The sequence below is a fragment of the Chloroflexota bacterium genome (assembly GCA_035652535.1).
Taxonomy (GTDB): Bacteria; Chloroflexota; UBA6077; order UBA6077; family SHYK01; genus DASRDP01.
The window spans coordinates 22,488-35,019 of sequence record DASRDP010000036.1 but is presented as its reverse complement, the minus strand read 5'-3'; the positions used below and the strand labels follow the sequence as shown (position 1 = coordinate 35,019).

Sequence of the window (12,532 nt, the reverse complement as noted above, 5' to 3'; positions counted from 1 at the left end):
TCCCACACGCGTTATTGAACGAGGGCCAGCACGTCCCGCTCGGAGAGCACGAGGAGCTCGTCCTCGTCGAGCTTGAACTCCGTGCCGGCATACTTGGAGAACAGGACGCGATCGCCCTCCTTCATCTCGATCGGTTGGCGCTGACCGTTTTCGAGGGTTCGTCCCGGGCCAACGGCGATGACTTCGCCCTCCTGCGGCTTTTCCTGGGCTGTGTCAGGCAGCACAATGCCGCTCTTGGTCACTTCCTCGCGGGACATCGGCTTGATGACAACCCGGTCGCCGAGCGGCTGCAATTTGGCCATAACGCGTCATCCTCCTACGCGACATAATCTGGGGAGCCACGGTCCGGCACCGGGCCGGCCACGGGTTTAGCACTCCACTGCACAGAGTGCTAACGCCAACCGATATGTTAGCGAAAGGCCCGGATGCGCGCAAGGAGCCGAGGCGACTTCCACGGACACGGGCTTCCGACGCGTGCGCAGGTCGGAAGGAACCGCTGGTCGGAACGCATGCGTGGCGCCCTGCGCCGTGGTGACGGCGCTAACCAGAGGTGGCGATGGGCAAGTTCGCCGACACGTCCGTGTCGAGATCGGCGCGGGCGCCGTCGCGGTATCGAAAATAGCCCGCGCTCGCGATCATGGCGGCGTTGTCGGTGCAATAGCGCAGCGACGGCAGCAATACCGGAACTGCTGAGCGCTCGGCCACCATCGCCCGCAGGCGCGAGTTGGCCGCGACACCGCCCGCGACCGCGACCTGCCGCGCGCCGAACTCCTCCGCCGCCTGGGCCGTCTTCGCGGAGAGGACATCGGCGACCGACTCCTGGAACGCCGCCGCGATGTCCGCAACGGGAATGGGCCCGTCCCCGAAGGACTGCGTCAGGCGCAGCACCGCGGTCTTGACACCGCTGAAGCTAAAGTCGTGGCTCCCCTTCAGCCAGGCCCGGGCAAGGGGATATCGAGACGGGTCTCCAAGCTCGGCAGCCGCCTGGATGGCAGGTCCGCCGGGAAACCCGAGGCCGAGGATCCGCGCGACTTTATCGAACGCCTCACCCGCGGCGTCGTCCCGCGTGTGGCCGAGTCGCGTGAGGTCGCCGTGACTCCGCATCAGAACCATATCGCTGTGGCCGCCGGAGACGACGAGGCAGAGCAGGGGAAACTCCGGCGCGGGCGGCGGTGTAGCTTCGGCCGTGGACGGCGCCAGCCAGTTCGCGTAGATGTGCCCCTCGAGGTGGTTGACGGCGACGAAGGGCAGCTCTCTGCCGAAGGCGAGGGCCTTGGCACAGTTGAACCCAATGAGCAGGGACCCGGCGAGCCCAGGCCCGCGGGTGGCGGCGATGACGTCGATGTCGCTCCAGCCGACCTCCGCCTGCTCCATCGCATCGTGGATGACCGGGAGCAATGCCTGCACGTGGGCGCGCGATGCTACTTCCGGGACGACGCCGCCGTACGGACGGTGCAACGCGATTTGGCTCGCGACCGCGTCCCCCTCGATCCACCGGCCGTCGCGCACGACGGCGGCGGCAGTCTCGTCGCAGGAGCTTTCGATTGCCAGCACGCGCGTCATCTGGAGATCCCGCTTCCCTCCGCACGAAGGGGGAGGGCGTCTTCTCGCCATTGAGGGGTGGTGGTTCGCTAGCTTAGTTGTACCAGCACCATCTGTTGCGGAGTCAAGATGCGCAGCTCCTGAGAGTCCGCGTCGACGTTCAGCGCTATGGCATTCCGCAGCATGTCGGGAGGGAAGACGTACTGCCTCACGTATGCCCCCGCGCTCGTGAACTCGACGACGCGCGACGCGGATGGCTCCAGTGCCCACACGCCGTCCAGATCCGGGTGTGCGAAGAGCGCGACGGGCGCCGTGAGGGGCTGGTCGGGGACGGTGGCATCGAACGGCAAGACGCCCCCGGATGGAGCGAGCTTGGCGATGGTGGCGTCCGGAAGCAGCACGTAGAGATTTCCGTCCGTCGCCAAGTCCAGCGCCGAGCCGAGCTGCGGCTCATCCGCGGCCGTCGCGACGACGGTGCCCGCGGCGCCGGGGAGCCGAGCCGGATAGCGCCAGACCTCGGCGCGGTCCGTGTCGAGAAAGTAGAAGTCGTCGTACGTCGCCGCGGAGGGGCCGGGGCGCTTCCATGCGGCGTTGTCCGCTGGCCACCAGCGCTGGGCGGTCGATCCCGTCGCGTCCAGGGTGACGAAGCTGCGCAGCGTATCCATGAGCACGAGCTGACCCTGGCTCTCCACGCCGCGCGCCGGCGACCATGCGGCAGTGACGAACTGTCCAAGGGGCTGCCCGGCCAGCATGTCGTTGGGTCGAAGCGCCATCTTGAGGCTCGCCGCACTCTGGTCAAAGCGGTACAGGAGCTGTCCGCCCAGGTCCAGAATGTACGTGCCCGAGTCCGTATTCCACAGACCGACCGGTCGGAATGCAGGGTCGACCTCGAAGCTGTACGTCGTGACCCGGGTGACGCGCACGATGTTGCGGATGCGGTCGAGATCATCGCGCGCCTCCTGGAGCACCGCCCGCGCGTCTTCGTCGTGCGCCGCCCGCGGTTCCAGGATCGCGATGGCGTCCGCCAACAGGGCCGAAGCGACCGTGGGGTCCGGATTCGCCTCAGCCTCTTTCACGATGCTGCGGGCGTCGGCGACGGTGTGGTCCACTCCGATTCCCGCGATGCCGGCCACGGTCCGCACCACGAAGAACGCCACCACGAGCGCGGCCAGCAGCATGGCCAGCTGCGGCAGTTGAACCCAGCGCGCGAGCATCGGCGCCGCCGATGCCACCGTGCGGATTCGTTCCAGCGCGTCGAGCACGTCCCGGGGCCGATTGCCGAACCGAAGTCGGGGCGGCGGTACAGACGTCGCCGAGCGGTGAATCGCGGGCGGAGGCGACGGTGGGGTCGGCCGCTCGGCGATGGGGCTCTCGGACTTCTGAGTCCGGCGGTCCGGCGAGCGCGTCGCGCGCATCCAGTCGATCCAGTCGCCGCCTGGGCTGATCTCGTCCTCCTCCTTCGGACACCAGATCACCAGGCCGCAGGTCTCGCCGCGTGCGGTCTTGAGCAGGGCCGCGACGCGGTCCAGATCCAGAGGGTCGTGGAGCGCCGCGGCGAGGTCCGCATCCGGGATTTCGGTGACCGAAACACCGGGGAGCAGCAGCACGGCGTCGCCCGGCTCGAGGGGGCAAAACTCGCTGGTCACGTTCGGGGTAACCGCGCGGCCAATGCCGGGTGCGTCGACGCCCGCGCGCACGGGCGATGGATCGCCCGAGCGCGCCCACACGCCGCGTGCCCGGATCGATCCGACGACTGCTGTGCCGGTGCGTGAGATGTACACCCCGTTGGGCCGCGCCGCGACCAGCACCGCCGACGCCGAGCGCCGCTGGTCGGGAAGGGTCAGCCGATTCTCCTCGACGAGATGGGCGTGGGCCACGCGGATCGCGCGCCCCAGGCTCGTGGTGATGGAGAGGCGCGGAGAGGCGCGGAACTCCGATTCGACGTCGGCGAGGAGCTCCTCCGTGTAGCCCGGGGCGCCCTGGATGCTGGCGCACGCCGCGAAAGGCTCGGACCGGCGCTCCCGGAGCCATGCGCGGACGGCACCCGAGACGATGGCAGGTGGATGGTCAGCGCCGCTGCCGTTGGCGGGCGAAACAGTGGCAATCCGAAGTGGCAGGTGGGCCACCATGGTCTCCTGAAGGCGCCCGGAGTATACACGAGCACCGGGCCCGCGGCCGCCGTGAGACCCAAGCGTGACCCGCTGGTCAGTCGCCGACCGGCTCCGCCCATGTCCACGGAGATGGGAACCACATCCGGGCGTTTCGCGGCAACCCGGCGCTCGGGTACCCCTCCGGACACGAGAGGGAGAACGGGTTCCCGTCGCAGTCGGAAAAGTAGACGCCCACCGCCTGACCGGCCATTTTGAGGGTAGGTCCGTGGTGGGGAACGCCGGCGGCGTCGAGGCGGTTGACGATCTGGTCCAGCTCCCGTGGGCCGACGAGCAGCCCAATCTGTGGGAGCGCACGGCGCTGCGCCTCGTCCAGCGGCTTCCAGCCCGCCACTTCTGCGATCTCCAGGGTCACGCCAAGCACGCGCACCCAGACTCTGCGGTCGGGCTCGTCGCGTCGCCGTAGGACAGCGCCCGGAAGCGCTCGCGTGTAGAAGCGCGCGGCGCGGTCGAGGTCCGCGGTGCGAAGCCCGATGTGGGACAGGCCCGGGGGTTCGTGCGCGTCGGTCATGCGCGCCCTGCCCCGGCTGGCGCATGTGCGAAGGCCTCGAAGTCCTCCGCCACGAGCCGAGGAGCCGGATATGCGATCGGGCTCTGCGACATACCGCCGCGCACGCACATCTCGGCGACGTAGATGCCGATCGCCTTCGGGTTCAGCACCGGCACGCCCACCTCCCGCTCCAGATCGACGGGCGACACGATGTAAGGGATGACGGCGCCCCCGAGGGGCACGATGCACTCCGCGCCCGTCTCGCGCGCCAGGGCTCGCATCTGCTCCACCGCTCGCTCGAAAATGATGGGCCTCTGAACGGCCACCTGTTCGCCGCGCGGCACGCCGCCCAGCGCCATGGAGCGGATGTCGATCACGTGGTGGAGGAGGCCGTAGCTCTGCAGGAGCCGCCGCGTGAGGAGCGCGTAGTGATCGAACGGAACGGTGATGCCGATCCGATCGGCGAGGCTCGCCGCCACATGCACGCTGGTGCGGCAGATCCCGATGACCGGGATGCGAACGGCGAACCGCGCGGCCTCGACGCCAGGGTCGAAATTGTTGCTCTGCACGACGGCGTCGTAGCCGTTCTGCTGGGCCCAAACGATCTTCTTGATCAGGGCCGGGGTCGAGACGTGGTAGTCCAGCTCGGATCGGATTCCCTGGCTGTTCATGACCTGCGAGAGCGCGGCGCCCGGGTAGTCGTCGGGGAAACAGAGGTCCACTTCGGTTCCGGGCGACGCGTAGCTGCGGAGGATCGGGATGACGCGCTCCGCGTATTCGCCATTTGTTGGGTCTTCCGGCGTCTGGTTCAGGACCATAATTCGCATGGCGCGGCACCTCCTCCACTGGGCGCACTATACGAATGCGCAAAATTGGCGTCAACGCGCGGGCGGGAGGAGGAAGCCGCCCTTCAGGGCGGGCCAGGGATGGCGAAATGTGGGTGACGGCGCGGCGGGAGGAGGGAGCCGCCCTGAAGGGCGGGCCAGGGATGGCGAAATGTGGGTAACGCCGCGGCGGGAGCGGGGAGCCGCCCTGAAGGGCGGGCCAGGGATGGCGAAATGTGGGTGACGCCGCGGCGGGAGGAGGAAGCCGCCCTGAAGGGCGGGCCAGGGATGGCGAAATGTGGTTGATCACCTTCTCAACGTATCGAAGGCGACCGGTGTTCGCCGATCCGGATTTGCTTCTCGTCTGCGCGGAAGCGATTCGCGAGGTGACAGAGCGCAATGGTTATTGCGCATTGGCGCTGGCAGTGATGCCAGATCATGTCCACATCGTGTTGAACGCAGGAACGAGTGGACACGAAAGATCAAAGGTCCTCAATAACCTGAAAGGAGTGTCGTCGCGACGGGTGTTCTTGGCGTGCCAGGATCTCAAGCTCGACTTGCGGAGCGAGCATCTGTGGGCCGATGAGTACCAGGCGGCTCAACTCACGACAGACGCGGCAGTGGATAGCGCCTGCCGGTACGTCTGCGCAAACCCCGGTAAGTTCGGCCTGCCAGAGCAACAGTATGCGTGGCTCGGCCGAATCGGATTGGCTCCCTACGTGGCAGAGACTCGCGGGCGAGACCTCGGGCATGCCTAGGGCGCCACTCGAGCCGGCTCGCGAACAAGCGAGCCGGCTAGCTTGGTCGCGCGTTCACGGCCGTCGGCCCGCCCTTCAGGGCGGCGGTTTCTGGGCCCGCCCTTCAGGGCGGCGGTTTCTGGGCCCGCCCTTCAGGGCGGCGGTTTGTGGGCCCGCCCTTCGGGGCGGCGGTTTGTGGGCCCGCCCTTCAGGGCGGCGGTTTGTGGGCCCGCCCTTCAGGGCGGCGGTTTGTGGGCCCGCCCTTCGGGGCGGCGGTTTGTGGGCCCGCCCTTCGGGGCGGCGGTTTGTGGGCCCGCCCTTCAGGGCGGCGGTTTGTGGGCCCGCCCTTCAGGGCGGCGGTTTGTGGGCCCGCCCTTCAGGGCGGCGGCGGAATTTGAACCATGAATGACCGTGCGCGAATTCTGCTGGTCGCCGCTCTTCTGGAGCTGACGATCGGGGACCCGAGAACCCGATGGCACCCGGTGGCGCTCTTTGGTCGCGGGGTCGGCGCGCTGGCCGGTCGAGCCCCGCGCTCCGGAGCCATCGCGCGCCTCGTGTATGGCGCCGCGGCAGTTATGGGGAGCGCGCTGGCGGCGGGTCTTGCGGCCGCCTTCGGGCTCCGGGCTATCGAAGCTCGATCCCGGGTCGCGGCTGTGCTGGCGGGCGGGGCGATCCTCAAGGTGTGTCTGTCGTACCGGCAGCTCGAGCGCGAGGCGCTCGTGGTGGCCGACCACGTCGAGGGCGGGCGCCTGGATGCGGCGCGGGAGTCGCTCCGGGCGCTGGTGAGCCGGGATACTAGCCGTCTCTCGGCGGCAGGCGCCTGCTCAGCCGCCATCGAATCGGTGGCGGAGAATCTCTGCGACTCGCTGGTCGCGCCGATCTACGCGTTTCTCCTGGCCGGCGTACCGGGCGCCATCGTGTATCGGGCGGTCAACACATGGGACGCCATGGTCGGCTACCATGGCGAGTACGAATTTCTGGGGAAGGCCGCTGCGAGATTGGATGACCTGGCCAACTACCTGCCTGCGCGCATGACGGCGGGCATGATCGCGGTGGCGGCGATTGCGGGTGCCGACTGGCGTGGTGCAATTGCCCGAGCCCGGTCGGAGAGCGGACGAACGGAGAGCCCCAACGCGGGCTGGCCGATGGCTGCGATGGCCGGCGCCCTTCAGCGACGACTTGCGAAGTGCGGGCACTATCGACTGGGAGCGGAATACCGCGCGTGCGAACCAGCGGACGTCCGTCGCGCGGTCCGCTTGGCGCGCCTGGTCGCCATTCTGTCCGCCGTCGTCGCGATGGCGTTCGCGCGATCAATGGGGGCGCGCACGTGACGTTTGATCGCGGCGACCCAGCGACTGCGCTGCATCAGGCGGCGCCGGCGGCGAGCCCCGGCCGCGCTGCGCTTGGTCCGAGCGGTACGGCGGTCGAGGGAAGCGCGGCGCGGCCCGAACCAGTGCCGTGGCTCGCGTCGCTGACGCCGGCCACGCACGGCGCGTACCATTCGCCCCGGGACCGCCCGGACGGCGTGCTGGACTTCAGCGCCAACGGCAACGTCATCGGGCCGCCACCTGGAACGGCGGATGCAATCGCGGGCGTCGACGTGACCCGCTATCCGGACCCGACTGCGCACGATTTGCGCGCGGCGATCGCCACGCGCGAAGGGATTCCCGCGGACTGCGTCGTGGCCGGAAACGGCTCGACTGAGCTGATCTGGGCCGTTGCCCGCGCGTATCTGGGCCCAGGCCGCACCGCGCTCGTCTGCGGCCCGACCTATGGGGAGTACGCGGTGGCATCCGCGGCAACCGGCGCGAGCGTCCAGATCGCCCCGCTGCTCTGGCCGGACGGGAGGGGCGAGGCGCGGGACCCGGCGGAGTTCGCGGCCGGTCTCGCGCGATGCGCCCACGAGTCCGACGCGCGCATGATCTGGCTCTGTCATCCCAACAACCCAACGGGGGAAGCGCTGCCCGTGCGCCGACTGGGCGAGGTGATGCGCGCGGCGCCAGAGGCGCTGATCGTCGTCGACGAAGCGTACCTCTTGCTGACCGATGGCCTGCCATCGGCGCTCACGGGGATCGAGTCAGGCCGCCTCGCCGTTCTGCGGTCGATGACCAAGGACGCGGCGCTGGCGGGAATTCGCGTGGGCGCGCTCCTCGCCGCGCCAGAGGTAGTCGAGATAGTCCGGCGCGTCGTTCCGCCATGGAGTGTTAGCAGCGTCGCCCAGGCGGCTGGATGCCACGCCGTCGCCGACGTCGCGCACCTGCGGCGCGCGCGGGCCGCGGTGGCTGCCTCGCGTGACCACCTCGTCGATGGCCTGCGCCGCCGTGGCCTCGCGCCGAGACCCTCCGTCGCGAACTTCGTCCTCGTCGAGGTGGGGAACGGACGCCTTGTTGCCGAGCGCCTGCTGGAGCGCGGGCTGGCGGTGCGCGATTGCGCGTCCTTCGGATTGCCAGCGCACGTTCGCATCGGCGTTCGTTCGATCCCCGACCAGGAGCGATTGCTGGCCGCGCTGCCGGATGCGCTCGCCCGTACCGGGGACCCCATTCACCTTCGCTCCGGACAGGCCTGATGGGACGCGCGATCATGGTCCAGGGCACGGCCTCGCACGTGGGGAAGAGCGTGCTCGTGGCAGGGCTGTGCCGTTGGTTCCAGCGCGAGGGCCTGCGGGTCGCGCCGTTCAAAGCGCAGAACATGGCTCTCAATTCATTTGTCACACCCGACGGCGGCGAGATCGGCCGGGCGCAAGCTGCCCAGGCCGAGGCCGCGCGCGTTGCCCCCGCCGTGGAGATGAATCCTATTCTTCTCAAGCCCGAGGGAAATTCGCGGTCGCAGGTGGTCGTGAAGGGCCGTGTGCTCACCAGCATGGACGCCGCCGAATACCACCGACGCGTTCCAGAACTCTGGCCGGTGGTCGAGGCGAGCCTGAACCAACTGGTGGAGACCTTCGACCTCGTGGTAATCGAGGGAGCGGGCAGTCCCGTCGAGATGAACCTCCTGGAATCGGACATCGTCAACATGCGCGTTGCCCGGGCGGTCGGGGCACCGGTGTTGCTCGTCGCCGACATCGAGCGGGGAGGCGTCTTCGCGGCGCTCGTCGGCACCATGGAGCTGCTCGAGCCCGAGCTGCGTGAGCTGATCGCGGGGTTTGTCGTCAACAAGTTCCGTGGCGACCCGGCGCTGTTCGCCGGCGGCATCACCTACCTCCAGGAGCGGCTGCGCCGCCCGGTGCTGGGCGTGGTCCCGTGGATCCCCGATCTGGCGATCGCGCAGGAGGATTCGCTCGGGCTGCCCCGATCGGGGTCCGATCCTGACGCTCCTGGCGCCCCGGGAGCGTCGGTGGACGTCGCGGTCATCCGCTTCCCCCGCATCGCCAACTTCGACGACTTGGAGCCGCTCCAGCGCCGGCCAGGGGTGCGCGTCCGGTACGTCGAACGCCTCGAGGACTTCGGCAGACCGGACCTGGCGATCCTGCCTGGGACCAAGACGACCAGGGCAGATCTCGCCTTCATGCGAGAGCGGTCACTGGACCTCGCGGTCATCGCTCACGTCCGGCGCGGCGGAGCCGTGCTCGGCATTTGCGGTGGCTACCAGATGCTGGGGCGGCGCATCGACGACCCGGACGGCGTTGAGGACGCCCCGGGCGGGGAGGACGGGCTCGGCCTGCTACCCGTCGATTCCCGTTATGCGCGGGAGAAAGAGACACGCCAGGTCCGTGGCAGCCTCGTGGCGGACCGTGGCCCGCTCGCGGCGCATCGCCGCGAGATCGCGGCCTATGAGATCCACATGGGGCGAACAGCAGGGTCTTGCGCGCCGTTTGCGCGCATCGTGACGGCTGACGGAGCGCGGTTCGACGGCGCAGTGTCCCCAGACGGGCTCGTGGTGGGAACGTACCTCCATGGGCTGTTTCACAATCCGTCCGTCGTTGCGGCTCTTGTCGACTGGTTTAGCGGACGGAAGGGGTTCGATCCGCCGGAAACCCCACCAGAGGTCGACGCGTATGACCGCCTGGCCGACACGCTGAGTGGTACCCTAGATGTGGGCCGGCTGCGCATGATCGCCGGCGTCACCGGACCTGTCGGGTCGGCGTGAACGAGGGTGGAGAGCCAATGTGCCGAGTCTGAGTGAGCAGCCAGATCTGCTACGTGCTCTCGGGAAGCTCCTGGATGACGAGCGCGCGTCGAAGGTCGAGATCACCTTTTACGAGACGTTCCTGACTGCCTCGTGGGACAAGCACCACGTCGGCCCGCAGCAGCGGAGCTTCCAGGAATGGGAGCTGCAAGCACTGCACCGCGAGGGCGTCGCCCTTCGGCGCAAGCCCACGGACCTCGCCATGGAGGGGAAGTTCGCCGAGCAGCTCCGAACCCTCGGCGAGGAGCTGAGCAAGGGTGCAGTGGAAGCCTCGAGCATCGTCGAGGAGGACGGCGGCTTCCGGGTGGCCGGCGTGTCCCAGGGGAAGTACTTTCAACGCCTTTTTCGCGAGGCGGAGCTGCGGAAGCTCAGCGACGAGCGCCGGTTCGGGAGGGGCGGCGCTCGTCGGCTGTCGTTCTCCGAGCGGCTCGAGCAGGCCGGGGGGGAATCGAAGACGCCTTCTTCATGACGCCCGGAGCCCTGTCGCGGCGGGTGAACACAACCGGCGTGGCGCTGGGAGATCCCTCCGGCTGCGCCCTCGGGATGACGTGAAGGCCGCGCCGAGCGCGGACGCGAGTGCCACGCTAACCGCGGGCGTGAAGGTCATGCCAGGCGAATAGCCAATGTCATCCGGAGCCCGGCGAAGCATCTCGCGGGCGTGCGATTTGCGACGATGCATCTTTTGACATTGCGCCCGACATTTCCTAATCTTGTTTTCGATACTTTCGAGCAGATTACCGAGTCGCTACGCGCTAAGATGGAAGTTGCACTCGCCGACATTGGGATCGGCGAGCTTCGCTGACACCCTGGAGCGTTCGAGATGCTCCGGGCCTCAACGAGGAGGAGAGGTTGACCATCGTTCGACTGGGCGCTCTTGTCTTGATCGTTGCGACCTTCGCTTCAGCGTGCGCCGGCTCTCCATCCGGGACGGGCCCGGTCGGGTCCAGCGCGCCGTCCTCCGCAGGTGGAGCGAAGCGAATCACGGCTGGAATCCTGGGCAATCCCTACACCCTGAGCTACGAGATCAACACGGCCGGGACCGGATCCGTGCGCGGCGTGGGCGAGGTGGAGAAGATCATTCATTCGGGCCTCGTCATCCGCGACGGCGATGGTCGCCTGCAGCCACAACTGGCGGAGGCCGTGCCCACCCTTGAGAATGGCAAATGGCGCATTTCACCGGATGGACGGATGGAAACGACGTGGGTCATCCGCCAGGGCGCCGTCTGGCACGACGGCACGCCCTTCACGGCCGGCGACCTCGTGTTTACGTTGACCGAGGGGCAGGACAAGGATCTGGCGCTTCCCGGCTACCCTGGCTACAAGTCGATCGACGGCATCGACGCGGCGGACGATCGCACCGTCACAGTCCGGTGGATTCAGCCCTTCATCGACGCCGACACGCTCTTCTCGTCGGAGTTCCTCATGCCCAGGCCGAAGCACCTGCTGGAGCAGGCCTATCTGAACGACAAGGCGTCGTACCTGGATCTTCCGTACTGGACCGTCGACTACGTGGGGCTCGGCCCCTTCAAGCTGCGGGAGTTCGTGCGCGATAGTCACATGGTGGTCGACGCGTTCGATCAGTACGTCCTGGGGAGGCCCAAGCTTGACACCATCGAGGTTCGCTTCATCCAGGACCCGAACGCGCTCATCGCGAACGTCCTGGCCGGCGAGGTGCAGGTCACGGTGGGACGGGGGTTCAACCTCGACCAGATCGTCCAGGTGGCGGGTCAGTGGCCTGAGGGGCGCATGGAGACCTCTTCCTCCAACTGGATCGCCCACTATCCGCAGGCGCTCACCCCGAATCCGCCAGTTCTCGGAGAGGTTGCCTTCCGCAGGGCGCTGTTGATGTCGCTGGACCGGCAAGCCATGTCGGACAGCCTACAGAACGGGCAGGCGCCCGTCGCCCACGCCTGGCTGGAGGTCGGCGACCCGAACTACGCCCAGGTGGAGCCGTTCATTGTGAAGTACCCGTTCGACCCCCGTCAGGCGGCGAGCCTCATCGAAGGCCTTGGATACGCGAAGGGCGCTGACGGCTTCTACCACGATTCGTCGGGGAAGAAGCTCACGATCGAGAGTCGGACGAACGCTGGCGACGACGTAAAGGAGAAGATCGTATTTTCGAGCGCCGACTACTGGCAGCACGTCGGCGTCGGCGTCGACACGGTCATCGTCCCGCGCCAGCAGGCGTCCGATCGCGAATATCGCGCGACGTTCCCCGGTTTGGACCTGGTCCGCCAGCCGTTCGAGCCGGAACGCATCGTCAGCTCGCAAGCGGCGCTGCCGACGAACAAATTCAGCGGAAAGAACCGCACCCGCTACATGAATGCAGAGTTGGACGGATACGTCGAGAAGTACCTGACGACGATTCCCCTGGCAGAGCGCATACAGGCGCTGGGTCAGATGATGCACCTGATGACCGACCAGGTGGTGGCGCTCGGCATTTTCTACGCGCCGGAGCCCAAGCTCATCTCGAACCGCCTGCCCAATGTGCACGCCGCCCACGCGCCCGCCGCTGACGAGACGTGGAACGTCAATCAGTGGGAGCTGCGCTAGCGGCGGCAGTCCGAGCCAGCGCGTAATTGACACCAGACGGCGAAGCCGGTACGTTCTGCCTTGGCCATCCGTGTGGGCGTAACCGGGACGGCT

At 68.0% G+C, this 12,532-nt stretch carries 11 protein-coding genes; 6 read left to right on the top strand and 5 right to left on the bottom strand.

Going from position 1 to position 12,532, the window contains the following annotated elements; genetic code table 11:
* Positions 1 to 11 precede the first annotated feature (11 nt).
* The 5 genes from groES to VFC51_04560 all read right to left on the bottom strand — a co-directional run bounded on the left by groES (position 12) and on the right by VFC51_04560 (position 5,027).
* Positions 12 to 302 (bottom strand): co-chaperone GroES, encoded by a 291-nt coding sequence (gene groES / locus VFC51_04580; GenBank protein HZT06282.1) that lies wholly within the window; start codon positions 300 to 302, stop codon positions 12 to 14.
* A 238-nt stretch (positions 303 to 540) separates the two neighbouring features.
* Positions 541 to 1,563, bottom strand: coding sequence for a tRNA (adenosine(37)-N6)-threonylcarbamoyltransferase complex transferase subunit TsaD (gene tsaD / locus VFC51_04575; GenBank protein HZT06281.1), 1,023 nt, complete (start codon positions 1,561 to 1,563; stop codon positions 541 to 543).
* 68 nt (positions 1,564 to 1,631) lie between these two features.
* Positions 1,632 to 3,668 (bottom strand): hypothetical protein, encoded by a 2,037-nt coding sequence (locus VFC51_04570; GenBank protein HZT06280.1) that lies wholly within the window; start codon positions 3,666 to 3,668, stop codon positions 1,632 to 1,634.
* 79 nt (positions 3,669 to 3,747) lie between these two features.
* Positions 3,748 to 4,221: a VOC family protein gene (locus VFC51_04565; GenBank protein ID HZT06279.1), complete on the bottom strand. Its 474-nt coding sequence runs from the start codon at positions 4,219 to 4,221 to the stop codon at positions 3,748 to 3,750.
* A complete protein-coding gene (locus VFC51_04560; GenBank protein ID HZT06278.1) occupies positions 4,218 to 5,027 on the bottom strand; it encodes an aspartate/glutamate racemase family protein in 810 nt (269 codons plus the stop codon). Before VFC51_04560 ends, VFC51_04565 begins: the two co-directional genes overlap by 4 nt.
* Before the next feature lie 293 nt (positions 5,028 to 5,320).
* Between VFC51_04560 and VFC51_04555 the strand changes: the two genes are divergently transcribed.
* The 6 genes from VFC51_04555 to VFC51_04530 all read left to right on the top strand — a co-directional run bounded on the left by VFC51_04555 (position 5,321) and on the right by VFC51_04530 (position 12,439).
* Positions 5,321 to 5,782, top strand: coding sequence for a transposase (locus VFC51_04555; protein ID HZT06277.1), 462 nt, complete (start codon positions 5,321 to 5,323; stop codon positions 5,780 to 5,782).
* 380 nt (positions 5,783 to 6,162) lie between these two features.
* A complete protein-coding gene (gene cbiB, locus VFC51_04550; GenBank protein HZT06276.1) occupies positions 6,163 to 7,092 on the top strand; it encodes an adenosylcobinamide-phosphate synthase CbiB in 930 nt (309 codons plus the stop codon).
* On the top strand, positions 7,089 to 8,327 hold the full coding sequence (locus VFC51_04545) for a histidinol-phosphate transaminase (protein ID HZT06275.1): 1,239 nt from the start codon (positions 7,089 to 7,091) through the stop codon (positions 8,325 to 8,327). Before cbiB ends, VFC51_04545 begins: the two co-directional genes overlap by 4 nt.
* Complete coding sequence (locus VFC51_04540) at positions 8,327 to 9,847, top strand: cobyric acid synthase (protein HZT06274.1); 1,521 nt, start codon at positions 8,327 to 8,329, stop codon at positions 9,845 to 9,847. Before VFC51_04545 ends, VFC51_04540 begins: the two co-directional genes overlap by 1 nt.
* Before the next feature lie 19 nt (positions 9,848 to 9,866).
* A complete protein-coding gene (locus tag VFC51_04535) occupies positions 9,867 to 10,355 on the top strand; it encodes a hypothetical protein (GenBank protein ID HZT06273.1) in 489 nt (162 codons plus the stop codon).
* 380 nt (positions 10,356 to 10,735) lie between these two features.
* Entirely contained in the window at positions 10,736 to 12,439 is a 1,704-nt protein-coding gene (locus VFC51_04530) for an ABC transporter substrate-binding protein (protein HZT06272.1), read from the top strand.
* The last annotated feature ends 93 nt before the right edge of the window (positions 12,440 to 12,532 follow it).